The following is a 23,900-nucleotide window of genomic DNA, read 5'->3' as shown; positions in this document are numbered from 1 at the left end:
GAAATCGAAGGAGATCATTCACATGCGCGTCTTCGTCACCGGAGCATCCGGGTGGATCGGCTCGGCCGTGGTCGACGAGCTGCTCGCCGCCGGCCACGAGGTGGTCGGGCTCGCCCGCTCCGACACCTCGGCCGCATCCCTCGACGCGAAGGGTGCCCAGGTCCGCCGCGGCGACCTCGACGACCTCGACAGCATCCGGGAGGGCGCGGCGACCGCTGACGCCGTCGTCCATCTCGCCAACAAGCACGACTTCACCAACCCCGCTGTCTCCAATCAGGCCGAACGGGCCGCCGTGCAGGCGATCGGCGACGTCCTGACCGGATCAGGCCGTCCGTTCCTCCTGGCGTCCGGCGTCGCCGGCCCGGCGCAGGGCCGGGTGGCGACCGAGGAGGACAGGTCACCGTTCCACGGCCTGGAGTCCCCCCGGGGCGGCAGCGAGAACCTCGCGCTGGAGTTCGTCGATCGCGGCGTGAACACGGTCAGCGTGCGGTTCGCCCCGACCGTGCACGGCGACGGCGACCACGGGTTCATCGCGGCCCTGGTCGCCATCGCCCGTGAGAAAGGGGTCGTGGGCCACGTCGGCGACGGCACGAACCGCTGGCCGGCGGCCCACCGGTCGGATGCCGCACGGATCACCCGCCTGGGACTGGAGAAGGCCCCGGCGGGAACGCTCCTGCACGCGGTGAGCGAGGAGGGAATCCCCACGCGGGAGATCGCCGAGGCCATCGGACGAGGACTCGACCTTCCCGTGACCTCGATCGCACCGCAGGACGCACAGAAGCACTTCGGCTGGATCGGCCACTTCTTCGCCATGGACATCCCCGCCTCGAGCGCTCGCACGCAGGAGCTCCTCGGCTGGGCCCCAAGCGGGCCGACCCTCATTCAGGACCTGGACGCCGGGTCCTACTTCCGCGCCTGACGGGCCTGACGCGGTTCGGCTGACCCGTACTCCAGGTCCACGTACGGCTCGTTGTCCTCCACCTCGCTGCTGTACGTGGCGAGTACGGCGCCGGTGCCGACGGTGACCAGACGGCGGCCGGGTACCGGCGGCCGGCCTGTGACGTCCCCCCGCACGGGGGCTGGGCAGGGGCCCCGGCCGGCGCTGGTCGCCGATATCAGGCTCGGCCGTGCTGTATCTGGGATGGAGCCGTCACCCGTCTGTGGGGTTCCGTCAGGATCATCGCGGGTGTCAGAACTTGAGCGTCAGCCTGGGTCGGTGGCCAGGACCTGGCCGGTGTAGCGGCCGTTGCCGGTCCCCTGGGCGGCGTCGATCGTGACGGTGACCCCGGCGCTTCCGTGCGCGGGGACCACGACCTGGGCCGAGGACAGCCGGAACAGGTCCGCCGGTCTCGGCGCTGGGCGGAGTACACAGTCAGCCATTAGAGTGATATAGCTGGACAGATCACACCTGGGTGGAGACACTCTTGACTCAACGCACGCTCTGAACGCATACGTTGAACGCCCGCGATTCCAGGGCCTGTTCCATCGACAGCTCCAACCCGCACCATCGGATGTGGGCAAGAAAGCGATACAGCCATGAAGCGTGCCCTTGTCGTGATCGATGTCCAGAACGAATACGTCAGCGGAAATCTGCCCATCGGTTATCCGAATGTGGACCACAGTCTCAAGAACATCGCCGCGGCGATGGACGCCGCGGCTGAGGCGGGCATCCCCGTTGTGATTATTCAGCATGCCGCCCCCGAGGCGTCGCCGATCTTCGCGCGTGGCAGCGATGGTTTCGCCCTCCACGAGATCGTGACCTCGCGCCCTTACGACCACTTGGTGGAGAAGACGCTCGCTTCCTCTTTCGCGCTCACCGGCCTCGCCGACTGGCTCGCCACCCATGAGATCGACACTCTGGCCATCGTGGGTTACATGACCCAGAACTGCGACGAGTCCACCGCCCGTGACGCCATGGACCGTGGTTTCGCGGTCGAGTTCCTGTCCGACGCCACCGGCACGCTTGCCATGTCCAACCGCGTCGGCGCGTTGACCGCCGAGGAACTCCACCGTGCCGTCCTGGTCGTCATGCAGTCCCACTTCGCGTCGGTCGGCACCACTTCGGAGTGGATCGACGCCGTCCGCGGTGGCGCCTCGCTGGAGAAGCCGAACATCTTCTCCAGCACCGAAGCGGGCCGGGAAGCCGCACGCGCCTGACCGTCCCACCGGAGCACTTCCGGTGGGACGGTGTCGCGCTTCGTCGACAGCCGGCCCCCCGGAAGAGCTGCGGGCCGGGTGGCGTCAGACCCCGATCACCCGGATCGACGGATGGTCGATCGTGTTGAGGTACAGCTTCTCCTTGGTGTGTTCCTGCTCCAGTTCGAGGACGAGCCGGTACTTGTACACACCGGGTTTCGCGGTGCTCAGCACCGTGCCGGCCCAGTAGTAGTAGACCGGGGTCAGCTGGGACCGCATGCGGTCGGGCATCCCGTAGATCTTGAGCTCGGTGAAGAGCTTGCGCTCGGCGACGTCCTCCTCGTCACCCGCGTCGGTGTCCAGGACGACGATGTTGTTGATCTTGGGCATCGGTGGCCAGGTGCCGTCCAGCCGCCGCTCCATGTCGATCGGGCGAATGATCCAGTTCAGGACTTGGCCCTGCTTGCAGACCGTCTCCAGCTGCTGGGTGCCCTGGCCCGCCCCGCCGACGCTGTTGTCCATCATGAACATCGCTTCGCTCAGGGAGCCCGTCGCCGCCGCCCGTTCCATGTTCATGAGCGTGACGATATTGAGCTGTACTGAGTTCAGTTGTCCGGGATTCTGCTTTTCCTCAGCGCTGTCGCGCGTACTGTTCGTCAACGTTCCTCCTTCGCCTAGCCGACCAGAGCCGGCGACAGGGTGGTGGTGATCGGTTCGACCTGCGTGCCCAGCTTGAACTTGATCTGGTACGGGACGACCGCCACGCCGTCCTTCTTCACCGTCCCGATCCAGTAGGCCACGTCGGTGCCCGGGTACACCTTCCGGACCGGCTCGCACACCTCCTTGTCGATCACGATGTCCTCGATGGCTACGAACGCCTCGCACTCGAGCGCCAGGACGGCCCAGAGAAGCTGGTCACCTGCCTTGACCTTGGTCTTCAGCTCTTCGGTGCCGAATCCGGCGGACCCCCCGGCCTTGTTGGTGTCGTACAGGTACAGATTGCCGTGCGTGCTCTGGGCCGCCAGCGCGCCCACGCAGTCCACCACGGCGGTGATCGAGATCGGGCGCTTCGGCGTCGCCTTCTGCTGCCTCGGTTTGGTGGTCATCCGCTCCTCCTCGTCCTTACTGGATCAGTGGCTTTACGCGCACGTGGCGGGACTGAGGGGCAGATAGCCCATGCCTGCCTTGGTGAAGCCGTTCCGCTTTGGCTCCGACGTGATACAGAGCTTTGACTCGCACGTCAGGTTGACCGGCTCCCAGGTCCACTCGCCGGCCCGCTGGATCAGCTCGTGGAGCTGGATCCTCATCTTGTACGCGTACGTTCCCGGACGGGACGTGTCGACCGTCGCGGACCAGTACCAGCCGTCGGTCACCAGGTCCGGGGAGCCGTACTCGGCCGGGTACATGACCTTCTCGTCGACCGCCTCACCGAAGATGTCGGTGATGATCGGGGTCGGGTAGCTGTGCGCGCCCTGGGTGTGGTCCGCGACCACCTCGCCGGTGACATCCAAGACCTGCTGCCCGGAGAGGGCGCGGGTGCGCGACATGGTCTTGACCGGCGCACCGATGTTCTTCCGGATCAGGGCCAGCGCGGCTTCGCTGTCCTCGCCGCCGGCCGTCGGCCGGTTCGCGAGCACCGTCATTTCGGCCAGGGCCTGCCGGTCGGCCTCCCGGGCCCGGGAGGCGTGGTAACCGCGGGGGACCGTTGGCGGGATCGATCCCAGGCTGTACGGAAGCCAGTTGAGCACCTGTTCGCCCGCCTGCGACCCATCGCTCCAGTAGGCACCGTTGACCGCGGTCACCAGGTCGCCAGTGCCCTGGTTCTCAGAGCCGTGCAGCTTCATGTTGTCGAACAGGTAGGTGTTGCCTTCCAGGGTCCGGGACGCGAGCGCGTTGCCGACGTCCACGAGCAGGATGATCGCTAGCTGTTGGGTCATAAGCCCGCCTTCCTCGTTGGGATTCCGCCTATGGACATATCGCCTACAGGCGCATCAGGGCGGGCGAGTCGATGTGCAGCACGCTGTGCCCGCCCTCGTACATCTGCAGTTCCAGCTGGTACTTGTGGGGCACCCCGGGCGCCATGAAGGGCGGCACCACTCCGGCCCAGACGTTGAGATCCAGGTGGTCGCCGTCCAGGCTGTGATCCCCGCCGCGGTCTCCGTCCTCGCCGTCACCCGGCCCGAGGAACGTGATGCTCTTGATCTCGACCGGCGTCTGGAGGTCCACCGCCAGGGCTGACCATTGGACGACCTGGCCCGGCACGACCACGGTGCACAGCTCGGACGTTCCCTGGCCCGTGCTGTCGAACGACCCGTCATCCACCATGCACAGATTGCCGTTGAGCAATGACTTGTCCGAGAGCGCCCCGATGACGTCCACGACGACGGCGATATTGACTTGCGGCTTCATACTCACTCCATTCCTCGTACCGTGTTGTCGCACTGCTTGTCGCACTGGTTGTTGTGTCAGCCCCGGTCCCGGACCAGGGGTACCTTTCCGACCTCCGTCCGCTCGATCTCCGCAGACGACTTGTGCACGAACTTGATCTGGAAGCGGTACCCCGTTTTCTCGATCGAGTCCGGATTCGCCTCTCCCTGGTTGAACAGCGACAGGGAGCGGGGCAGGGAGTTGACGAAGAGGTGCTGCACTCCGTAAGGGCCGAGCGCGGCGTCCATCTTGTATGTCAGGCCGTGGACATCGTCGACCGACGCGAGCAGCGTGATGGTCTTGCTCTCGCGGTGGTTCACGAACTGGGTCTCATGAGCCACCATGTCCAGATCCACCGCCGCCACTTTCTGCAGGTCCTCGCGCAGCGCGTCGTAGGCGCGCGAAGCGGAGTACTGACTGTCGTTCAGGTGAAGGATGTCGCCGGTGCGGCCCGCGAACTCGAACTGCTGGGTTTTCAGCCCCGGCCCGTCGACCCTGGGCCGCCGGATCATCCTGTCCCCCAGCTTGAGTCGCAGCAGCGGTGCCTGGTGCGCGTGCAGGCGCGTGACCACCAGCTCGCCCTCCTCGCCCTCGGCCACCCAGCGGCCGTTCTCGTCGACGATCTCGACGAGGTGCAGCCCTGGGACGGCCGCCAGGTAGGGAGAGGTGTGCCGCAGCTGCAACCCGATGGTCTCCGCCTGGGTGGCGGCGAAGTAGCTGAGGATCACCAAGTTCGGGTACATCGCCTGGAGTTCCACCCGCTTGCGTTGCGGCAGCACACCGCTTCCGTACAGGGCGACCCTGAAGCTGTCCTTCGCCTCCCGGCTCATACCCGCGCCGAGGTCGCTCAGGATCGCGATGCCCGCGGTGATCCCCATCAGCGCCTTCGGGCCCGGATAGGAGAACATGTGCTCCAGCACCGGGGCCGTGACCGGGCCGGCACCGATGTAGTTGACGCCCGGCACGTTGGCCAGCACACCGCCCACCATGGTGCCGCTGCTCCACATCTGGTAGTCGGCGAGCGTGGTGCAGAGCCACTTGGGGTCAGTGCCGGGGAGGTACTCGCTCAGCTGATAGGTCCCCATGAAACGGCCGGCGACCTCGTAGGTGTCCCGCAGTTCGCTCAGCGAGTACACCGTCTCCAGCGGACTCCCGCCGCTGGTGCCGCCGCTGGCCACGATCTCGAACCCGCCACGGCCGAGCGGGACCACCATGCCCGGACGCGAGTCCATGAAGAAGTCGCGCTGAGTGTCCTTGCCGGACAGCGGAATCCGCTGCCACGCGTCGTACGTCTCTGGAGCGCGGGTGACCCCCGCGCCGGCCAGACGGCTGCGCCACAGCGGATTGAGCATCACCGTGTTGAGCATCTGCTGGAGGCGGCGCAGCACCAGGGCGTCCTGGACATTGTGGGAGAGCTCGCTGTACGGCGCGTTGCAGACCCGCTCGCACTCCCGCATCTTGCTCGCGAAAGAGGGGAGCTTCTCAACGGCGTCGACGGAATCCGGCTTCAACTCCCAGTCAGGAATAAGCCGGCTCGCCAGTTCGACGGCGTCTCCGGGCGCCAGCCGAGCCTGCGGAACACTCAGGGAACTCACCATCGATTGCCTGTTCATATTGACTCCGCTGTTCATTCGCCGCTGCGGAGCAGGTCTCGCCCGACCCGCCTGATCTCATCCAGCAGCATCCGGAAGTGCTCGGTGGTGATCCGGTGGTTCATCACTACCACACGCAAAGCGGCGGTACCGTCGATGTTCACCTTGGAGATGAAGAAATTACCCTGCCGCTTGATTCGGTCCGTGATCGCCAATTGAAAGCGGTGCACGTCCTTGTCCCCGACGCCGTTGGGGCGGTAGCGGAAGCACAGAATATTGGCCTCCGGGCGGTGCGCCGTCTCGAAATCGGTCTCTTCGACGAGGACTCGGTGGATCTCCTCCGTCAATTCACAGAGGTACTCGATCTTCTCGGCGAAAAGAGCACGGCCGTAGACGGCCCACAAAGCCCAGAGCGCCATGATCATGGGGCGCTTGGTGCACTCGAAGTTCTTGTCCCCGCTGTCGAGCTCGGTGTAGATGTCCGGATCCTCGGTGAACACATAACTGGCTTCCTGCCGAAACGCCGCGAGGCTGTCCTTCTTGTTCCGGTAGAACAGCAGCGTGCACGGCGCGGGAACGAACATCAGCTTGTGGGCATCCCACGCCAGGGAATCGACCTTCTCGATTCCCTCCAGTTTCCGGCGAAGCTTGTCCGACACCAGGAGGCTCGCTCCGTGCGCGCCGTCGACGTGCAGCCAGATGTTCTTCTCCCGGGCGAGGTCGCCGAGTTCGTCGATCGGGTCGAAGGCGCCGACGGAGGTGGTGCCGGCTGAGGCGACCAGGCAGAACACCTTCAGCCCCCGCCGCTCGGCCTCATCCAGGGTGGGCCGTGCCCGGTCCATGCAGATCTGATGGTCGCGATTGATCGGCAGGCGCACGATCTGCCCCTCGCCGATCCCCATGATGCCGGCGGCCCGCGAGACGCTGTAGTGGGCGTCGGCGCCCACCGCGATGGCCGGACGGGCCCGCCCGGCGGGCGCCGGACTGCCGTCCGACCAGAAGTCGGGGAACATCTTGTTCCTGGCCGCCAGCAGCGCGGTCAGATTGGCCAGTGATCCACCGGAGGTGGTCACCATGGCGAAGCTTCCCGGATCCCATCCGATGAACCGGTTCAGTTCGTCGGCCATGATCCGTTCCGCCACATTGGGCAACTGGGCCGCCTCGTAGAACGACGACGGCTGATTGACCACCGCACTCACGAAGTCGATGACGCCGCCGAGCGGAACGACGCCCGAGAACTGTCGTCCCATGTAGCCGGGCGAATGGACCTGGATCCCCGTCCTGATGTACAGGTCGATGATCGCGTTCAGCCGCTTCTCGTCGAAGGGTGCGATACTCTCGTGCTCGGTGGTCATCAATGCTCTCGCGGCCTGCGACAACGCTGCGGGATCAATCAGGTCGAGACCCCTGACCGATAAATCAGCCAGATGGTCTTCCAACCGGCTTACTGCCGTTTCCGAATTATCCCGGAGAAGCTTCGCGTCGAACGCATCGAGCAATAATCCGCTCTGCGGCGCTCCGGTCGTGATCGGTGCGGAGGACCTTGACCTCTGGATGGCAGAAAACGAATCCGATCCGTCGCGCTGCTCAAAGGTCGGATTGTTCGACCGCGATTCCACTAAGCGAGCTCCCTATGGGAAGTAGGCCGTATGGCCTGACGTTCATATATGAGGAAGACGTTGTCCAGCGTGTCTCCTCGAAGGTGCCCTTGTCCAGTGTTTTCACCCCATCGGAGGCGCGGAATGCGCGGGTTGACGTTCGATCGCTTATGACCTCGCTGCGGTTCCACCGGTCCTGGCCGCTCCGCGTGAATAACCGGGCCAAGCGTGAATCGTTTCTTCGCCTCGCACACTCGATTCGCCCGGCGTTTCGACCTCTCGAACGCAAGCCGTCCGCGACGGCGCGGGCCACCATGCGGACCAGGGGCCCGCTTCTCCGTGACGTTCGGAGCCCCAACAGGTCGTTGAGGAATGGGAGTTCGTCTCGCCGGCCGGTTCCCCGCCCTACGCTGAGCATGCCCGCAGGGGGGGCCACACGGGTCGCGGGGGCCGAGCACGCCAGGAGGGCATTCTGGCAGGGCTGGAGCCGGACGATCCGCGCTCCGTCGGGGACTACCGGCTGCTCGGACGTCTGGGCGTCGGCGGCATGGGCCGGGTCAGGTTGGTATGGATGCCACGTTTCGGGTCATTTTTAATCCGCCGTCAGAGGGTCACGGTTCAGACGACGCCGACATGCGATACCGAGCGCGTCCGTAACGCCTGTAGGGCCTGCCGGAAAACCGGTGGGCCCCTACAGGCGGAGAACGGGTCAGGGTGCGGAAGGCGCCCGCGCCTCAGCTCTTACGAAGCCCTCTCAGCCACACGACGAGTGCGGGGACCGCGACGAACAGCGCCGAGACAGCGACACCAACAGCAAAATCTGACCATGACCGGTGCTGGAGGATCACCTCCGCGACGGTGGCCCGGGGAGCGGGCCGCGATGTGCTCGGCGAGATTACGGACCGCTTCCTCGGCAGCGAAGTACAGCACCTGGTCGAGGTCCTGGGTGGCGAAAATCTCCTGGTGGGGGCTGTGGTAGCCGCGCACAGTGCCGTCTTCGTCCAGAACTCTTCTCCACCGCGGTGATCATCACACCAACGAAACTGCGCATCTGACCGCGCCCGATCCCCGGAGCCAACGCGCCCGCACCGCACGGCGCGCGTTGCCCCGCTGGCGCTGAACGATTGCCCGACAGCAGAAGTCGGAGTGGTGCCCGTCCCCCACCCGATTGGGCTAGAAATGAGGGCGTGAACCATTCGTCCAATGATCTGAGCGGTACCGTCACGGGCCCGGTGGTGCAGGCGGGGCACGTGGAGCAGCTGAACCTTGCCCGTCCGATGCCCACCGCGCTCGCGGGACTGCCGCCGGCTTCGCAGGAGTTCGCGGGGCGCCAGGCGGCGCTGCAGGGGGTTGCGGAGGCGCTGCGGCCTGCCGATGACGGGACGGCACGGATGGTGCTGGCGCTGGTGGGGACGGCGGGCGTGGGGAAGACGGCGCTGGCCCTGCGGGCGGCGCACGAGGCGGTAGCGGCCGGGTGGTTTCCGGGTGGGGCGCTCTTCGTCGACTTCCAGGGGTACGACGGGAACCGTTATGTGCGGGCCGAGTTGGCGCTGTCGGCGTTTCTGAGCGCGCTTGGCGTACCGGACGAGCTGTTCCCGCGGACCCTTGAGGGGCGGCTCTCGCTCTACCGCTCGAAGCTCGCCGAACTTGCGGCGCAGGGGCGGGGGGTGCTGATCGTGCTGGACAACGTCTCGGCGTCGGAGCAGGTCAGGTCGCTGCTGCCGGGATCGACATGCCATCGGGTATTGCTGACGAGTCGTCACACCCTGGATCTGGGCTCACGGATCCTGGACCTGGACGTGCTGCCGGAGTCCGAGGCGGTCGACCTGATCGCGCGGACGCTCAATGTCCGCCGCCCCGAGGACACCCGAGCGGAGGAGGAGCCGGCGGCGGTCCGCGAACTCGCGCTGCTGTGCGGGTACCTGCCGCTGGCCCTGGCGGTGACGGCGTCCATCCTGGCGGGCGACCCGGAGCAGTCGATCGGCGAGCTGACGGAGGCGCTGCGGGACGGGGCAACCCGGCTGGAGGAGCTGTCGTACAGCGCGGGCCGCTCGGTGGCCGCCGCCTTCGCGCTGTCCTACGCCCGGCTGACGCCGGACGAGGCGCGGATGTTCCGGCTGCTGTCAATCAACCCCGGGCAGCAGGTGAGCGTGGCGGCCGCGGCCGCGCTCACGGGGCTGAAGGCTCCGCAGGCCAGAAAGCTGCTGCAGGCGCTGCGCGCGGCCCACATGATCGAGCCTGGCGAACCGCGCGGCTGGGTGCGCTGCCACGACCTGCTGCGGCTGTTCGCCGAGCGGTGCTGCGCGGCGGAAGAGGAGCACGCGATGCGGGAGGCTGCCGAGCGACGGCTGCTGGCCCACTACCGTGACAGCGCCCGGTCGGCGGTCGAGCGGATCGTCGAGATGGCGCGCGCGGGCAGACGTGATGAGGAGGCCGAGCAGTGGCTGGACACCGAGCGGCTCAACCTGCGCCTCGCCCTGGGCCTCACCGGCCCGGTGGACATGCTGCTCTCGCTGGCGCACGACGTGAGCTGGTTCCTGCGCCGGCAGCAGGAGTGGCAGGCCGGCGAGGCTGTGTGCAAGCAGGCGGTGGAACTCGCCCGCGATGACGGCGACAGCGCGCGGCTGGCGCTGGCCCACTACAACCACGGCGACTTCCTCAAGAACATGCAGGCCTACCACTCGGCCCTGCGCGTGTTCGCGAAGGCGCTCGACCTGTACCGCGCGGTCGGCGACCGCAAGCGGGAGGCGATGACCCTGCACAGCATGGGGACGGCGGCCCGCCGCCACGGCCGGTACGAGCAGGCGGAGGAGTACTACACCGCCGCCCTGTCCCTCTTCCGCGAACTCCACGAGTCGGTGAGCGTCGCGATGACCGTCTACAACCTCGGCAGCACCGCGCGCGGACGGGAGCGGTACGCGCTGGCCCAGGAGCGCTTCGAACAGGCGCTGGAGAGCTACCGCGAGCTGGGCCATGCCATGGGCCGGGCCCGCGCACTTGAGCACCTGGGCCGGCTCGCCCTCGCCCTGGACCGGCCGGAAGCGGCCCGGGACTACTGGCGGCAGGCCAGGGCCGCGTACGAGGAGGCGGAGACACCCCAGTACGTCGAGCTGGTCACCGGCCTGCTGGCCGGGCTCGATGGCTGACGGACCATCAGATGGGACTCGTGCCGGCCGCCTCCGGGCGCTTCGGATGACTGGCGAAGTGGCGTGGAGCAGCGCCGCTTCAGGGTGCGTCGTTGGCGGCGTCGCAGGTCTGGTCGCCCGCGGTGGCGTTGATGCGGATGAGCATCTTGTGCAGCACGTCGATCTCGTGCGCGTCCAGGGCGGCGAACAGTTCGGCCTCGACGGACGCGATGCCGGCGTAGATGTCCGTGACGAGTTGCGTTCCGCGTGGTGAGATCTCCACGATGTGTCGGCGGCGGTCGGCGGGGTCGCGTCGCCGCTCGGCCAGCCCGGCGTTTTCCAGGTCGTTGAGCATCGCGACCAGCACGCTCGGGTCCACGCCGAGGGTCTGGACCAGGGCTTGCTGGCCGGTCGCTCCCTGGTCGGCCAGCAACATGAGCACGTGCGCGTGGTTGTTCTTGAGGCCCTGCGCCCGCAGCGCCTCTTGTATGCGCATACCGGCGATCTGGCCTGCGAAAGCCAGTGCCAGTCCGGGCCGCTTCTCCATCACAGAACAGATGCTATCAGTCCTCGAACAATTTACTATCCGAGATCATTGAAGATATTCAACTATCTGCTAGCCTCCACGATGAGTCGTTGCTCACTACCTGGAGTACACATGTCTCTCGCCTACGACATCGTCGCAATCGCGCTGGGCCTGATGGTGCTGTTGTCGGCGTACGCCAAGCTCACCCGCAATCAGCAGCTCGTCGACGGCCTCACCGGCCTCGGCGTACCACTGGGCTTGTTCCCGTTCCTGGCCGCCTGCGAGATCGCCGGTGCGGTCGGCCTGGTGATCGGTATCTGGTGGGTGCCACTGGGCATCGCGGCCGCTGTCGGCCTGGTGCTCTACTTCGTCGGCGCGGTCGGAACCCACCTGCGCAAGAACGATTTCAAGGGCATACCCAGCCCTGCCATGCTGCTTCTTGCCTCGGCTGCCGTGCTGATCCTGCGCATCCTCTCGGCCTGATCGAGGCGTCCGGATTCGTGTCGCCGGGGTACGTCAGAGCGGGGTGTAGATGGAGAGTTTCAGTGCCGGGTGGTCGTTGGCCTGGAAGGTCGCGTAGCTGAACGTGAGGACGCCTTGTTGTAGGCGAGCTCACCAGCGCCCCTTGACGCAGGCAGCGGGCAGCCCCGGATCAGCGCTTCGATAGTCTGCGACAGATGGCTGGTTGGCAGTGCCCATGTGCACGGACGGTTTTTGTCCGGTCTGGCCCTTGTCCCTTCACCGGCAGTCGGAACATCGTCACGTCATTCACGCACTGACAAGGAACTCCCCATGGACAAGCCTCGTGTACTGGTTGTCGGCGCCGGAATCTCCGGGCTCGCTCTGGTCCGCGCCCTGATGGACCGCGGGCTCGCGGTAGAAGTTGTGGAGCGCAGTGCCGACTGGCAAACGTCGGGCGCTGGTCTGTATCTTCCGGCAAACGCGGTCCGTGCGCTGTACCGCCTCGGCATAGGTGACGAGGTGGCAAAGCGTGCGGAACGCGTCGTACGGCAGCGGCTGCACGACCACCGAGGGCGCGCTCTCGCGGAGTTCGACGTCAGCGGGATCTGGGGCGATGTCGGCGACTGCCTGGCGATCAGCCGCAACGACCTGCATGAGGTGCTGCGTACGGCAACCGCTGGTACGGACGTCCGTTTCGACGCCGAAGTGAGCAGCGTGGACGCCGAAGGGACAGTGACCTTCGCGGACGGATCGATGAAGTCGTACGACCTGATAGTGGGCGCGGACGGCATCCACTCAGCTGTACGGCGCAGCGCCTTCGGCGGTCCGGAGCCCCGCTTCCTGGGCCAGCTGTGCTGGCGGTTCCTGGCCGAGGACAGTGAGATCGCGGGGATCTCCGACTGGACCGGCCGGCTGGGAAGCGGCGGTCGTGGGTTCTTGACCGTTCAGCTCGGCGGTGGCCGCGTGTACTGCTACGCCGACGTCAACAGCCCCCACCCGTCCGCCCCCGACGGCGACTGGCGCAGCCTCTTCGCCGATTTCGCGGCCCCGGTTCCGCAATTGCTGGAGCAGGGCGCGGACGCCCACTTCGCAGCGCTGTACGAGAGCGTCGGTGCGGACTGGACGCGACCGCACATAGTCCTCATCGGCGATGCCGCACATGCCTGCTCCCCCAGCATGGCCCAGGGCGGTGCCATGGCGCTGGAGGACGCCTTGGTCCTCGCAGAACTGCTCGGCGAGGAAGACGACGTCACCGCGGCCCTCACCGCCTTCCAGGCCCGCCGCGCGGATCGCGTCCAATGGGTACTGGACCAGAACCACCGCCGGGACAAGGCCCGCAAACTCCCCACTCCACTGCGCAACCTCACCTTCCGCCTCGTCGGCGAGCGACTCTTCAAAGCCAACCACGCCCCGCTGCACACCCTGCCGTAGACAGCCGGGACCGGCTCGGCCAGACGACTGGCAAGTCAAGAACTGCTCGACGAAGACTTCATCGCCGTCGTCAACTAGGCGCACAAACGTCCCGTCGCCGTCGGCGTAAACGGGCACCGATTTGCTGGAATAACTGCGGCCCACGATCGGGTGCTCCCTCTCGGGGAGGGGGCCGAGAGGGGCGCTCGGCACATGCGTGCCTTCCCACGTGCGATGCCTTCGCGGTGGGCCCGCGGGGCTCCGGGACTGGACGGTTTCGGTTCTGGGTGGGCCGGCCGGTCAGACGGTGAGGACGATGCGACCGGGGACCTCGCGTGCTTCCAGCCGGCGGTGTGCTTCTGCGGCCTCGGCGAGAGGGAGTTCGTCGACGCGCTGGGCCAGCCGGCCGCTCGCGAGGAGGTCTACGACCTTCTCGGCCGCCGGCCGTGCGGCGGAGGGGTTGTCCTGGAGGTAGGGGCCTACGGCGAAGCCGAGCATGCCCGCGCTCCTCCTCCACAGGTCGTCGCCGGTGACCGGGGTGTCCGGGGTGCGAGCAGCGTGTCCGAGCAGCAGGATGCGGCCGAGCGGAGCCAGGACGTCCAGGCTGGCGGTGCGTACGTCGCCGCCGACCGGGTCGACCACGACATCGACCGGGCGGCCGTCCAGGGCCTTCACGAACTGGTCGCTGGTGACCACCTCGTCGTAGTCCAGGTGCTCGGTGTCCGCGATCCTGGCCTGTGAGGAAACGGTACCGGTGATGTGGGAGGCGCCCAGCAAGCGGGCGACCGCGGGGAACGCGGCGGCCAGGCCGCCTGCCGCTCCGTGCACCAGCACCTTCTCCCCCTCTCGGAGGTGGGCCACGCGGGTGAGCGCCAGATAGGCCGTGGTCGCGTTCGGCAGGACCGCGACGGCCTGGGCGGGGTCCACACCGCCGTCCTTGAGGGACACGGTCATGGCCGCATCGGCCAGGGTCACCGTGGCGTACCCGCCCAAAGACATCTGGGAGAGCGTCACGACCGGCTCGCCGACCTGGAAATCGCTGACGCCGTCGCCCAGTTCACGGACCGTTCCGGCGACTTCGAGACCGGGCACGAAGGGTGGCCGGGGGTATCCGGGCCGGCCGGCCAGATCGCCGCGGCGGAAGAGGACGTCGACCAGGCCGACCGCGGCGTGGCTGGTGTCGATGCTGATCTGTCCGGGCCCCGGCTTCGGGTCAGGCAGCTCTACTGGGACCAGGACCTGTGGTCCGCCGATCTCGCTGATGGTCATCGCGTGCATGGGAAAACTCCTGTTTCGTGCTCTGCGGGTGTGATCAGTTGCCCCGGGGGCCGGGGCGGCCTTCGGGCGCTGGGGGCCATCGATGAAGTCCGATGGGCCTCCCCGTCCGGCCGACGGGGAGGCGCGCCTCTCACTGCTGCTCCGGCGCACCCTGTGGACGTCGACTCCGTGCTGTTCTTTTGCGAGCGCCGACACCGCGACAGTAACGCAATGCCCTTGCGTTGTAAACAACGCAAGGGCATTGCGTTGCTACTATCGCCGTATGACAGAGGCGAACCCCTTCCAGCGGGCCTACTCCCGCCACCACAAACAACAGCGGGCCGCCGACCTCCTGGCCGCGGCCCGCACCCTGGGCACCAGGGACGGCGTGCGCGCGGTCACCCTGACGGCGATCGCCACCCAGGCCGGCGTGCACGCCTCAGCCGTACGCCGCTACTACGCCTCACGCGAAGAAATCCTGCTCGCCCTCACCGAAGAGGGATACCGCGACTGGGCTCACGACATCGCCACGCGACTGGCAGGCCGCCAAGACGTCACCTCGGGCGAACTGGCCCGCATCCTGACGGCCTCGCTCGCCGAGCGCCAACTCTTCTGCGACCTGCTGACCCATGTCACACTCAGCCTCGAACGCGAGGTCTCCTTCGAACGCGTACACGCCTTCAAAAGCGTCGCCATCATCGCCGTAGGAACCCTCGCCGACGCCATTACCGCAGCCAGCACACTCAACCAAGACCAGGCGAGCGACCTGATCACCGGGGTCATCGCGATGACCGCACCGCTGTGGCAGGCCGGCCACCCCGCCGAAACACTCACCCGCCTCTACGCCGAAGAGCCCGCCATGGCCCACATCGGCATCGACTTCGAACCCACTCTCACCCGCCTGACCACGGCCCTGATCGACGGCATGACCCACCCCGAACACCTCTCAGCGCAAGATCCCCCCAGACCGCTGGGCCAAAGTTGACAAACGCCCTCTGATCGAGGAGATCCGCGCCGCCATACAGGACATGACGCACCTGCTGCGATGGATTTCGTCGCTCCAGATCCCCATCGCCTCCAACAAACCACCGCTAGCGCCCCCCACCGTCCTCCGCCCCGCTGACCGACGGGGCGGAGGGCCCGGCCAGTACCACCGAACAGGAACTCCTGATGAACCACCACGAGCTGCTGACCGCCCTCGACACTGCTGGCGTGGACCGGCGCGAGTACGACGTCCAAGGAGTTCCACCTGAATCGGATCGCCAGCTGGCTGCGGGTCTGACGGAGCCGACCGTCAGAGACGGGAACTGCTCTGCCGCAGGCAGGACCTGACGAAAACACCTCTCCCCGTCCTGGGACACCCCTTTGACCGTCCCGGCAGAGGTGACGACGACCGGATCCATGGGTCCTCGTTTCACGGTCTCCCATGATCTGACAGGGAATGGGACCCGGACCGGCGGCCCGGCCCGCGCGGGCTAGGCTGGGCTGCCCAAAGCAGGCGTGCGGGGAAGGTCTGATCGTCCATGCCGTTGAACACCGGGGATCCTGGTGCGATAGGTGAGTACGTTCTCGTCGACCGGCTCGGCACCGGCGGCATGGGGGCGGTGTTCCTGGGGCGGTCGGAGTCGGGGCGGCAGGTCGCGGTCAAGGTCGTGCACGCGCAGTACGCCGACGACCCGCAGTTCCGTACCCGGTTCCGGCAGGAGATCGAGGCGGCACGGCGGGTGAGCGGGGCGTTCACGGCGTCGGTGGTGGACGCGGACCCGGACGCCGACCGGCCGTGGATGGCCACGCTGTACGTGCCGGGCAGCAACCTGGCCGGGCTGGTGGACCGCGACGGTCCGCTGGGCGGGGCGCGGTTGCGGGCGCTGGCGCTCGGGCTCGCGGAGGCGCTGCGGGACATCCACCGGGCCGGGGTGGTGCACCGGGACCTGAAACCGGCGAACGTGCTGATGGCCGAGGACGGGCCGCGCGTCATCGACTTCGGCATCTCGCGGGCCGCCGGCAACGAGCCGCTGACCGTCACGGGCAGCGTGATCGGCACGCCCCCGTTCATGTCACCGGAGCAACTGCGGTCGCCGCGCGAGGTGACCCCCGCCTCCGACATCTTCTCCCTCGGGTCGCTGCTGGCGTACGCGGCCACCGGGCACGGGCCGTTCGACGCGGACACCCCGTACATGGCGGGGTATCAGGTGATGTACGAGCCGCCCCGGCTGGACCTCGTCGCGGAGCCGCTGCGCGGCATCGTGGCGCGCTGCCTGGACAAGGACCCGGCCGCGCGCCCGGCGCTGCCGGAGCTCCGCGAGCTGTTCCGCGCGCTGCCGGACGAGCTCCAGCCGCTGCCGGCCGACGTGGTCACGGGCGGCCGGAAGCCCGCGACCATGGCTGCCGTCGAGCCCCGGACCCACGCTCAGACCGAACCCCGGCAGCGCGGGCGCAGGGTGCTCACCGTCCTGGGCGCGGCGGTCGCCGTCACCGGGCTGACCGTCGCGGGCGTCTTCGCGCTGGGCGGCTCGTACGGCCCGACCGCCGCGCACACCGCTTCCCTGCCCGCGGGGTGGCGGGCCTGGCGGACGACGCTGCGGCACGAGGTGTCGGCCGAGGCGGCACCCGCCATTTGGGGCACACCGGGCTGCGTCACCGGGGGCGGCGACCTGTACTGCGGCGGGGAGGGCTTCACGCTCGCCAAGATCGACCCGGCCACCGGGCGGGTGAAGTGGCGGGCCGGCGACACCTCGCAGTACGTGACGCCCTACGGGGTGCGGGACGGGCTGGTCTACGTGCCCGTGTGGGTGGGGGGCGGCTGGAAGGTGGCGGCCCTGGACACCGCGGACGGCAAGCGGCGGTGGCTCGCGGACAACCCACAGGACCACCCGGCACTGCTGTTCGGCGGCGGGCTGCTGACGGCCACCGGCGACGCCCGGGGCTTCGTCGCGTACGACACCGCCGGCAAGGAGCTGTGGCGGTCCGGGGTCCCCTCGTACTGCCTGCCGACGGTGGCCGGGGGCGTCCCGTACGCCGAATGCGCGACCGGCAACGACGTGGTCAGGGGCCCGGTCACCCTGCAGCGCCTCGACCCGGCCGACGGCACGGCGCGCAAGCTCGCGACCCTGCCGGCCGGCGCGACCGGCCTCGGCGCGTCCGGCGGTCAACTGCTCTACGTGGCCCCCGGCACCAGCGGTCAGCGGTTCACGGCCCTGCTCCGCGTCGACCCGGACACCGGCGCGGTACGCCGCCAGACGCTGGCCCACCCGGTGAACGTCGCGGGCGGGACGCCGACACTGCTGGACGGCACCGTGTACTTCACCGGGACCAACGGCACCGTCACGGCCGTGTCCGCCGCCGACGGCAAGCGGCTGTGGCAGCGCGCGACGGGCCTGGAGAACCTGTCGGCGCCGGTGCTGTCGGCGGCGTACGGGCGGGTGTATCTCGCCACCCGGATCGGCAGCGTGCTGGCCCTGGACCGGGGCAGCGGCGCGGAGTTGTGGCGTACGACGGCGCTGGACAGCACCGGGGTCCAGGCCGGGGACGGCATGGACGGGGCGGCCGGCGTGCTCCTGGTCAAGGACGCGATCGTGGCGATGGCCGGGTTCACCGCCCTCTCAGTGAACCCCGACCAGTGAGCCCGGGTCGGTGAGCCCGGGTCGGTGAGCCCGGGTCGGTGAGCCCGGACCGGCCGGTCACCACGTCAGGGCCTCCGCCAGGGAGTTCTCCCAGTAGGTGACCCGCGCCGCGTTGTCCTCGACGTAGAGCGAACCGCCGGGCAGGGGGAGGTGCAACTCATCCGTTACCGCGCCGCCCCCCGCGCCCGTCAGGACCAGGCCGAGGGTGGCGGCCTTGTGGCCGCTGCCGGCGGCGCTGCCGTCGGCGGACGCGATCGTCACGCCCGCGTACGCCGTGGCGCCCGGGGCGATCGTCACGATGGTGTGCGGGTTGCTCTCCTCGACCGGCTCCACCGGCTCCTCCCGGTCGGCGGTGAACCTCATGTACGGGAACTCGTAGAGGCGGCAGGCCCGCGAGCCCTTGTTGACCGCCTCGATGACGATGTGGTTGACCGGGCTCGACACCTTCTTGACCACCAGGGTCAGGCGAGCGACCGTGCAGTCCACCGCCCGGCCCGCGTTCTTCCCGGCGGAGGGGGAGGAACTCGCGCTCGCGCTCGGGCTCGGTGCCGCGCTCGTCGGGGCCGCCCCTGACTCCGCCACGGACACCGAGCCGGAGCCGGAACCGGAGCCGCCGCAGGCGGTCAGGGTCGGGGTCAGGGCCAGGGCCAGCGCGGCGGAGGCGATGAGAAGGACGGGGGCCGGTCGGTTGGTACGCAAGGCAGGTGCCTTCCACATAAGGCTGACGCTCAAGTTCTGACTCCCGCGATGATCCTGACGGGAACTCACAGACAGGTGACGGCTCCATCCCAGATACAGCACGGTCGGCCCATCCCCTGTCTCAGGGGCATGGTGCTCGCCCGCCGGTCGACGTTCGAGTTCGTCCTGCGCGAGCGGACCGAGGCGCGGGCCGGCGTCCGCACCGTCAGGGGAGCGCGCGTGGTCGGGCTGATCACCGCCCCGGACGACCCGTGCCGCGTCATCGGCGTGCATACCGCCGACGGCCGTACCTGGACCGCGGACCTCGTGGTCGATGCCTCCGGACGCCGCACCGATCTGTCCGACTGAAGCTGCTGCCGCTGTGGGTCGTCTGAGGCTCCTGCCCGGCGGGCGTGCGATAGGTTGCCCGCCATGACTGAGCTCGGACCCGTCGCCTGGCCACCTGCCCCGATCAGGACCGAGCGGCTGGTGCTCCGCGAGCCCGAGGCCCGGGACCGTGCGGCGTTCATCGAGCTGTTCGCCTCGCCAGAGGTGGGCACCTACCTCGGTGGCCCTCGACCGCGTGATGAGCTCGAGCGCGCGGTGCCTGAGGTGCCCGGGCGGCGCCCTGGCCTTTTCGTGATCGAGCTCGACGGAGCGGTGATCGGCACCATCGAGCTCAACCGGCGCGACGCGGAGCATCGGAGTCATGTCCGTCCGGATGCCGGGGAGGCCGAACTCGGCTACCTGCTCCTGCCAGAGGCGTGGGGACGCGGGTACGCCGCCGAGGCGTGCGCGGCGGCGCTCGGCTGGTTCGCCGACGCGCTTCCCGGCGAGCCGGTGGTGCTCTGCACCCAGACCGCCAACGACCGCTCGATGCGCCTCGCGGCGAAGCTGGGGTTCACGGAGGTGCAACGGTTCGAGGAGTGGGGCGCCGAGCAGTGGTTCGGCGTGTGGTCCTCGGTCACGCCGTCCGGTTGAGCTCGTGCTCGACAGCGCGGATCCACGAGGTCACCGATACACCCACGACCTGACCAACGCGCAAGCGCCCAGAGAGTCACGGACAACCTTTAGGTGCGCCGCGATGAGGTCAGATCGCGTTGATCACCGCTGGCGCTCGCTCCGCCCGGCTCAACGCTCGCAGCAACGCCGCTTGGCCATGCCGTCGGACGGCGAGCCGGGCCAACAGCACGAGCACGGGGTCGAAGGCGGCGTCCGGGAGCTCTTGTGCGGCGAGCCCCACGCTGACAGCGAGATCGTCCATGTGCACGGCGAGCTCCATCATCCGCGTGGCGAGGAAATCGTTGAGACTCAGCGCCCAACCCGTCTGCGGCATGAACACAGCCTGGTCGCCTGAATGCCCCGCAAGATTCGTCTGCTGCTCAGCGAACGAAGCCTGGGCGCGCTTCCACAACGACTGTGCTCCCTCGGACGCGATGCCCTCGCCCTTCGCCCGAATACCGACGTTGATCTCCCCGTCGAGCGGCGCGTCGATCCACACGGCACGCGCATAGTGTTCCAGCAGCGGAATCGGCGCCGCTTCGGACGTGGGCTCTTGCATCGCGGAGCCGACGCTGAAGATCTGATAGGCAAGGTGGCCGGCCAGGCCGCCGACCGTCATCTCTGCCAACGCGCTGGGCTGTTCCCACGCTGCGGCAACTTCCGGCTTCCGCAGCAGGGCTACTGCCTGACCTGCGGCGCCCAGGTACGCGTCTATGGCACTCATGAGGTCCTCCATGATCGGGATTCCCGACATTATGAGCCCCGGAGCGTGCCTGGATCCCAGTCTGTAGTTTGATGAGTGTCTTGATCCAGCCACTCACATGGAGGTAGGTTCCCCGGCGGCTGGAACTCGAGTCCGGTCGCCGGGGTTTCGTCTTGCGCAGCGGGTGGGGCTAGTTGGTGCAGCCGGGGACGGCGCCGGGGGGCCGGCAGTTGTTGGGTGTGTTGCCGGAGACGGAGCTGGTCACCAGGTTGACCGTGCTGCCGGGGTTCTTGAAGATGCCGCCGGCTTCGAGCACCGCGCTGTTGCCCGCCACGGAGCTGTTGGTGAGGGTCGCCGTGCCCAAGCCGTTGTAGAGCCCCCCGCCCTGGGAACCGGCAGCGGTGACCTTGTTGGCCGAGAGCTGGGAGGAGCTGATGTTGAGTGTGCCGACGTTGCCGATCCCGCCGCCCTGGTCGGCCGCGGTGTTCCCGCTGATGGTGCTGGATTTGACGGTCAGAGTGGCGCCGGGGAAGTTGTAGACGCCGCCGCCGGTGCCGGCGGTGTTGTTCTGTACGCTGCTGCTGTCGATCGTCCCGGTGTCGGTGCTAGAGATACCGCCCCCCTGAGCAGCCTGGGCGGAGTTGTCCCGCACGATGCTGGACTGCACGAGCAGGGTGCCGAGACTGTGAATGCCGCCGCCGTGGTGGGCTTTGTTGCCCGACACAGTGGTGGAGCGGATCGTGATGCTGCCGCCGAGGGTGTAGAGGCCGCCGCCGCCCCAGTCGACGGTATTGCCGTTGACGGTGCTGCTGGAGATCGTGGTGCTGCTGCCGCTGAAGGAAGCGATGGCGCCGCCCTCATGGGCGGTGTTGCTGGTCAGGATGCTGTTGCTGACGGCCAGGACGCGGCCGCTGTTGACGAGGATGGCGCCGCCGTACTCGGTATCGAGGACTATGGGGTTGCCGTTGTGCAGGGTGACTCTGTTGAGGGTGAGCTTGCCGTTCGTGCCGCCGACCTCGAATATGCGGAAGTTCGGGGTGAGGGGGGCGGCGGCGCGTTCGATGATGGAGTTGAAGCCGTTGATGGTGATGGGCTCGGTGATCACCGGCAGCCCGTTCGGTCCGCTGCCGCCGACGGGAGGCTGGACCGTGTCGAGGGAGTAGACGCAGTTCGCGGCCAGGTCGATGGTGCCGCCGCCCGCCAGATTGGCGGCGCTGATGGCGGCCACGAGGGCCGCCTTGTCGCAGGTGACCGGTGCGGCGGAGGCCGGGGTGGGGAGGGCGGCAAACCCGAGGGCCAGCACGATGGCGGCGAGTGCGCCGCCCGCTTTAGGTGCGAATTGCACGGAAGACTCCTTATGACCGTGGGGGAGCCTGGTTGAATCCCCCGCTGAACCGGTTAAATCCCCCTGCGCCTGAACGCTATGGGAGTGGTTCTGAGGGGGCCTGCTGTGCTGGGCCGAACGGCGGAAAGATGACTCCACTCGGTGACGATGGTTGGCTCACCGTTAAACCTCGAAGCGCCAGGTCGGCTCCGAGAGCCGGAAGGAGCCGCCTGGAGCGAGTGGGCCAGGAATCAAAACGGTGACCACCGTCTTGGCCTGACCGCCACCAGTTCCCGGCACAGGGCACGGGCGCCTACCACTTGGCCTGGTGGGCATTCAGGCGGCTCAAGGGAATTCGCGGTGACGCCGGGCTGAACGCGATGAAGGCAACACGGGAAATCGAAATGGGGCTGTTCGGCGACGGACCGGGGTTCTCCCTGTACATGACCCGGTTGGTCGACGATGTCCTGCTGCCGGTGCTCCGCAACAGCTGAGAGCGGGACGGGAGCCGGGGGGGGGGGGGGGGGGCCCCCCCCCCCCCCCACCCGCCCGGCGTTGCAGCCGTAGCAACGGCGACTTCGACACCTACTGCGCCCAGCACGAGAAGCGGGGGCACGAGCGCAACCGCTGCGGGGCGTGATCATCTGCTGCGATCATCCGCCAGGTGGTGCCGGCGCACTCCGGCGCAGAAACGACTCACTCCGACTCTTCATCGGATTGTCCTATTCGCTACCTTTGCATCTTTAGGTATGGTTTCACACCTTCCGGTGCGTGTCCTCTACTCGGTTCAATCGAGCCACGCGGCGGTCTGCTTTTCGCCGAATCCTTTCGCGTGCCTCGATCTGTTGCCGTGTTGCCTGGTAAACGCACGGAGTTGACCAGTCACTCGCACAGGAGCAGTGGGCCTCCGCCTGGAATCGACATCCAGAAGGAAGAGCCTGCACAATGCCAACCATCCTCGTCGTCCAACCATCCACGGCAACGGCCGGCACGCAGGTCACGATTGTCGGCAGCGGTTTCAGCGGTGCGACCGCCGTGAAGTTCGGTGCCGCGAACGCCACGAGTTTTACGGTGGTGGCGGACAGTGTGACCACCCGGACCGCGCCGGCTTCCCCGGATCGCTGTAGTAACCCCGCACCGGCCGGGAGTCGTAGCTCCCCGCCGGCGGCAGATGGTCGGGCATGACGCCTCCCGGCTCTCATCGCCGTGTCGGACACGGCGTCCAGTACGCAGCATGGCGCCGCGTGCGGGACCGCACATGAGCATCCGTACTCAGATCGCCGCCGGGCAGACCTGTCCGGGCGGCAGTCGCTCTAGGGTGTCGGTCACGGCCACCGACTTGGGAGCAGATGTGTCTACCGTCACCGCTGCGTTGTTCACCTGCCCGCTGGGGGACGATGCCGCCCTGATACCGCGCACGGTCACGATCGCGGAGGCCTATCAGGCGCTGTTGGAGGTCAACTACGAGCGTCTCGCCCGCTGGTTCCCACGTGCATTCGACAAGCCGCCGACGCTGGACGGGACTCGTGCGGACCTGGAGCGGGGCGGCCAGGCCTGGTTCGAGGGATCGCAGTTGCCGCTGGCCATCACGGTGAAGGCTGAGGACGGCTGGCGCCTGGCTGGTTGGGTCAACCTGTTGATCAACGGTCCGGCGCGGTCGGCCGAGGTGGGCTATTGGCTCGGCGTCGGCTTCGAGGGACGTGGATTGGTCGCCAGGGCTGTCACGGCCGTGCTCGATCACGCGTTCGGCCCGCTCGGTCTGCATCGTGTCGAGTTGCGGACCACCACCGACAACAAACGCAGTCGGAGCGTGGCCCAGCGCTTGGGGTTCACGCAGGAGGGCGTATTGCGTGAAGCAGCGGCCTTCACCGACGAACGACGTGATGTCGTGATCTACGGTCTCTTGGCAAGTGAGTGGCGCAGGGCAGCGAACTCACCGTAGGTGGCGAAGCCGAGGCCCGCCGGTGGCGAAGTGGGGACGGCCGGGCCCCCGGCCGTCCCCTTGTGCTTGTTGGGTACCGAGCGCTTGGGCGCACC

Annotated in this window: 25 protein-coding genes; 12 read left to right on the top strand and 13 right to left on the bottom strand. The window is 68.0% G+C overall.

What is annotated here, in order from left to right; genetic code table 11:
- Nucleotides 1–22 precede the first annotated feature (22 nt).
- A complete protein-coding gene (locus tag FCI23_RS22360; protein ID WP_136725706.1) occupies nt 23–919 on the top strand; it encodes an SDR family oxidoreductase in 897 nt (298 codons plus the stop codon).
- On the opposite strand, the gene FCI23_RS56545 is transcribed toward FCI23_RS22360, so the two are convergent.
- Nucleotides 904–1,074, bottom strand: coding sequence for a hypothetical protein (locus FCI23_RS56545; RefSeq protein ID WP_169316893.1), 171 nt, complete (start codon nt 1,072–1,074; stop codon nt 904–906). The two genes, FCI23_RS22360 and FCI23_RS56545, sit on opposite strands and share 16 nt — an antisense overlap.
- A 129-nt stretch (nt 1,075–1,203) precedes the next feature.
- Nucleotides 1,204–1,380 carry a hypothetical protein gene (locus tag FCI23_RS56540; RefSeq protein ID WP_169316892.1) on the bottom strand — a complete coding sequence of 59 codons (177 nt, stop codon included), beginning with the start codon at nt 1,378–1,380 and terminating at the stop codon, nt 1,204–1,206.
- A 156-nt stretch (nt 1,381–1,536) separates the two neighbouring features.
- Here FCI23_RS56540 and FCI23_RS22355 point away from each other — a divergent pair, with 156 nt between their 5' ends.
- On the top strand, nt 1,537–2,157 hold the full coding sequence (locus FCI23_RS22355; protein ID WP_136725705.1) for a cysteine hydrolase family protein: 621 nt from the start codon (nt 1,537–1,539) through the stop codon (nt 2,155–2,157).
- An 84-nt stretch (nt 2,158–2,241) separates the two neighbouring features.
- Here FCI23_RS22355 and FCI23_RS22350 read toward each other — a convergent pair whose 3' ends face one another.
- The 6 genes from FCI23_RS22350 to FCI23_RS22325 are packed head-to-tail and all read right to left on the bottom strand — an operon-like array spanning nt 2,242 to nt 7,774.
- Nucleotides 2,242–2,796, bottom strand: a complete 555-nt coding sequence (locus tag FCI23_RS22350; protein WP_136725704.1) for a hypothetical protein — start codon at nt 2,794–2,796, stop codon at nt 2,242–2,244.
- Nucleotides 2,797–2,810: 14 nt separating this feature from the next.
- Complete coding sequence (locus tag FCI23_RS22345) at nt 2,811–3,242, bottom strand: hypothetical protein (RefSeq protein WP_136725703.1); 432 nt, start codon at nt 3,240–3,242, stop codon at nt 2,811–2,813.
- 33 nt (nt 3,243–3,275) lie between these two features.
- Nucleotides 3,276–4,073: a hypothetical protein gene (locus tag FCI23_RS22340; RefSeq protein ID WP_136725702.1), complete on the bottom strand. Its 798-nt coding sequence runs from the start codon at nt 4,071–4,073 to the stop codon at nt 3,276–3,278.
- Nucleotides 4,074–4,116: 43 nt separating this feature from the next.
- Nucleotides 4,117–4,545, bottom strand: a complete 429-nt coding sequence (locus FCI23_RS22335) for a hypothetical protein (RefSeq protein WP_136725701.1) — start codon at nt 4,543–4,545, stop codon at nt 4,117–4,119.
- Between the two features lie 56 nt (nt 4,546–4,601).
- Entirely contained in the window at nt 4,602–6,176 is a 1,575-nt protein-coding gene (locus FCI23_RS22330) for a phenylacetate--CoA ligase family protein (protein ID WP_136725700.1), read from the bottom strand.
- Between the two features lie 14 nt (nt 6,177–6,190).
- The gene (locus tag FCI23_RS22325; protein WP_136725699.1) at nt 6,191–7,774 is read right to left on the bottom strand and encodes a pyridoxal phosphate-dependent decarboxylase family protein; all 1,584 of its coding nucleotides are present in this window, start codon (nt 7,772–7,774) and stop codon (nt 6,191–6,193) included.
- 837 nt (nt 7,775–8,611) lie between these two features.
- Between FCI23_RS22325 and FCI23_RS56535 the strand changes: the two genes are divergently transcribed.
- Nucleotides 8,612–8,779: a hypothetical protein gene (locus FCI23_RS56535; RefSeq protein WP_169316891.1), complete on the top strand. Its 168-nt coding sequence runs from the start codon at nt 8,612–8,614 to the stop codon at nt 8,777–8,779.
- Nucleotides 8,780–8,940: 161 nt separating this feature from the next.
- The gene (locus tag FCI23_RS22320; protein ID WP_136725698.1) at nt 8,941–10,899 is read left to right on the top strand and encodes a tetratricopeptide repeat protein; all 1,959 of its coding nucleotides are present in this window, start codon (nt 8,941–8,943) and stop codon (nt 10,897–10,899) included.
- A 79-nt stretch (nt 10,900–10,978) separates the two neighbouring features.
- Here FCI23_RS22320 and FCI23_RS22315 read toward each other — a convergent pair whose 3' ends face one another.
- Nucleotides 10,979–11,425: a MarR family winged helix-turn-helix transcriptional regulator gene (locus FCI23_RS22315; protein WP_136725727.1), complete on the bottom strand. Its 447-nt coding sequence runs from the start codon at nt 11,423–11,425 to the stop codon at nt 10,979–10,981.
- A 111-nt stretch (nt 11,426–11,536) separates the two neighbouring features.
- Between FCI23_RS22315 and FCI23_RS22310 the strand changes: the two genes are divergently transcribed.
- Together FCI23_RS22310 and FCI23_RS22305 are read left to right on the top strand one after the other, a co-directional pair.
- Nucleotides 11,537–11,887, top strand: a complete 351-nt coding sequence (locus FCI23_RS22310) for a DoxX family protein (protein ID WP_136725697.1) — start codon at nt 11,537–11,539, stop codon at nt 11,885–11,887.
- Nucleotides 11,888–12,196: 309 nt separating this feature from the next.
- A complete protein-coding gene (locus FCI23_RS22305; RefSeq protein ID WP_136725696.1) occupies nt 12,197–13,297 on the top strand; it encodes an FAD-dependent monooxygenase in 1,101 nt (366 codons plus the stop codon).
- Nucleotides 13,298–13,576: 279 nt separating this feature from the next.
- Here the strand turns inward: FCI23_RS22305 and FCI23_RS22300 are convergent, their stop codons facing one another.
- Nucleotides 13,577–14,554 carry a quinone oxidoreductase family protein gene (locus tag FCI23_RS22300; protein WP_136725695.1) on the bottom strand — a complete coding sequence of 326 codons (978 nt, stop codon included), beginning with the start codon at nt 14,552–14,554 and terminating at the stop codon, nt 13,577–13,579.
- 262 nt (nt 14,555–14,816) lie between these two features.
- Between FCI23_RS22300 and FCI23_RS22295 the strand changes: the two genes are divergently transcribed.
- The gene (locus FCI23_RS22295) at nt 14,817–15,518 is read left to right on the top strand and encodes a TetR family transcriptional regulator (protein WP_169316890.1); all 702 of its coding nucleotides are present in this window, start codon (nt 14,817–14,819) and stop codon (nt 15,516–15,518) included.
- Between the two features lie 538 nt (nt 15,519–16,056).
- Nucleotides 16,057–18,156, top strand: a complete 2,100-nt coding sequence (locus FCI23_RS22290; protein ID WP_136725693.1) for a serine/threonine-protein kinase — start codon at nt 16,057–16,059, stop codon at nt 18,154–18,156.
- A gap of 57 nt (nt 18,157–18,213) precedes the next feature.
- Here FCI23_RS22290 and FCI23_RS22285 read toward each other — a convergent pair whose 3' ends face one another.
- Nucleotides 18,214–18,855 (bottom strand): DUF4232 domain-containing protein, encoded by a 642-nt coding sequence (locus FCI23_RS22285; RefSeq protein ID WP_169316889.1) that lies wholly within the window; start codon nt 18,853–18,855, stop codon nt 18,214–18,216.
- A gap of 129 nt (nt 18,856–18,984) precedes the next feature.
- Between FCI23_RS22285 and FCI23_RS22280 the strand changes: the two genes are divergently transcribed.
- Complete coding sequence (locus FCI23_RS22280; protein ID WP_169316888.1) at nt 18,985–19,203, top strand: NAD(P)/FAD-dependent oxidoreductase; 219 nt, start codon at nt 18,985–18,987, stop codon at nt 19,201–19,203.
- 63 nt (nt 19,204–19,266) lie between these two features.
- On the top strand, nt 19,267–19,815 hold the full coding sequence (locus tag FCI23_RS22275) for a GNAT family N-acetyltransferase (RefSeq protein ID WP_136725690.1): 549 nt from the start codon (nt 19,267–19,269) through the stop codon (nt 19,813–19,815).
- 109 nt (nt 19,816–19,924) lie between these two features.
- Here FCI23_RS22275 and FCI23_RS22270 read toward each other — a convergent pair whose 3' ends face one another.
- Together FCI23_RS22270 and FCI23_RS22265 are read right to left on the bottom strand one after the other, a co-directional pair.
- Nucleotides 19,925–20,560, bottom strand: a complete 636-nt coding sequence (locus FCI23_RS22270) for a maleylpyruvate isomerase N-terminal domain-containing protein (protein WP_136725689.1) — start codon at nt 20,558–20,560, stop codon at nt 19,925–19,927.
- Nucleotides 20,561–20,729: 169 nt separating this feature from the next.
- Nucleotides 20,730–21,884: a hypothetical protein gene (locus FCI23_RS22265; protein ID WP_136725688.1), complete on the bottom strand. Its 1,155-nt coding sequence runs from the start codon at nt 21,882–21,884 to the stop codon at nt 20,730–20,732.
- 924 nt (nt 21,885–22,808) lie between these two features.
- Between FCI23_RS22265 and FCI23_RS22260 the strand changes: the two genes are divergently transcribed.
- Together FCI23_RS22260 and FCI23_RS22255 are read left to right on the top strand one after the other, a co-directional pair.
- Nucleotides 22,809–23,048 (top strand): IPT/TIG domain-containing protein, encoded by a 240-nt coding sequence (locus FCI23_RS22260; protein WP_136725687.1) that lies wholly within the window; start codon nt 22,809–22,811, stop codon nt 23,046–23,048.
- 73 nt (nt 23,049–23,121) lie between these two features.
- On the top strand, nt 23,122–23,805 hold the full coding sequence (locus FCI23_RS22255) for a GNAT family N-acetyltransferase (protein ID WP_211265434.1): 684 nt from the start codon (nt 23,122–23,124) through the stop codon (nt 23,803–23,805).
- Nucleotides 23,806–23,900: the final 95 nt, after the last annotated feature.

The organism is Actinacidiphila oryziradicis, assembly GCF_005047355.1.
GTDB lineage: Bacteria > Actinomycetota > Actinomycetes > Streptomycetales > Streptomycetaceae > Actinacidiphila > Actinacidiphila oryziradicis.
This window is presented reverse-complemented; position numbering and strand designations above follow the sequence as displayed.

Bases quoted from the DNA above. Each gene is read 5' to 3' on its own strand.
- FCI23_RS22360 (WP_136725706.1), top strand. From the start codon at position 23: ATGCGCGTCTTCGTCACCGGAGCATCCGGGTGGATCGGCTCGGCCGTG.
- FCI23_RS56540 (WP_169316892.1), bottom strand. From the start codon at position 1,380: ATGGCTGACTGTGTACTCCGCCCAGCGCCGAGACCGGCGGACCTGTTC.
- FCI23_RS22355 (WP_136725705.1), top strand. From the start codon at position 1,537: ATGAAGCGTGCCCTTGTCGTGATCGATGTCCAGAACGAATACGTCAGC.
- FCI23_RS22345 (WP_136725703.1), bottom strand. From the start codon at position 3,242: ATGACCACCAAACCGAGGCAGCAGAAGGCGACGCCGAAGCGCCCGATC.
- FCI23_RS22340 (WP_136725702.1), bottom strand. From the start codon at position 4,073: ATGACCCAACAGCTAGCGATCATCCTGCTCGTGGACGTCGGCAACGCG.
- FCI23_RS22335 (WP_136725701.1), bottom strand. From the start codon at position 4,545: ATGAAGCCGCAAGTCAATATCGCCGTCGTCGTGGACGTCATCGGGGCG.
- FCI23_RS22330 (WP_136725700.1), bottom strand. From the start codon at position 6,176: ATGAACAGGCAATCGATGGTGAGTTCCCTGAGTGTTCCGCAGGCTCGG.
- FCI23_RS22315 (WP_136725727.1), bottom strand. From the start codon at position 11,425: ATGGAGAAGCGGCCCGGACTGGCACTGGCTTTCGCAGGCCAGATCGCC.
- FCI23_RS22310 (WP_136725697.1), top strand. From the start codon at position 11,537: ATGTCTCTCGCCTACGACATCGTCGCAATCGCGCTGGGCCTGATGGTG.
- FCI23_RS22305 (WP_136725696.1), top strand. From the start codon at position 12,197: ATGGACAAGCCTCGTGTACTGGTTGTCGGCGCCGGAATCTCCGGGCTC.
- FCI23_RS22300 (WP_136725695.1), bottom strand. From the start codon at position 14,554: ATGCACGCGATGACCATCAGCGAGATCGGCGGACCACAGGTCCTGGTC.
- FCI23_RS22295 (WP_169316890.1), top strand. From the start codon at position 14,817: ATGACAGAGGCGAACCCCTTCCAGCGGGCCTACTCCCGCCACCACAAA.
- FCI23_RS22290 (WP_136725693.1), top strand. From the start codon at position 16,057: ATGCCGTTGAACACCGGGGATCCTGGTGCGATAGGTGAGTACGTTCTC.
- FCI23_RS22280 (WP_169316888.1), top strand. From the start codon at position 18,985: ATGGTGCTCGCCCGCCGGTCGACGTTCGAGTTCGTCCTGCGCGAGCGG.
- FCI23_RS22275 (WP_136725690.1), top strand. From the start codon at position 19,267: ATGACTGAGCTCGGACCCGTCGCCTGGCCACCTGCCCCGATCAGGACC.
- FCI23_RS22270 (WP_136725689.1), bottom strand. From the start codon at position 20,560: ATGAGTGCCATAGACGCGTACCTGGGCGCCGCAGGTCAGGCAGTAGCC.
- FCI23_RS22260 (WP_136725687.1), top strand. From the start codon at position 22,809: ATGCCAACCATCCTCGTCGTCCAACCATCCACGGCAACGGCCGGCACG.
- FCI23_RS22255 (WP_211265434.1), top strand. From the start codon at position 23,122: ATGAGCATCCGTACTCAGATCGCCGCCGGGCAGACCTGTCCGGGCGGC.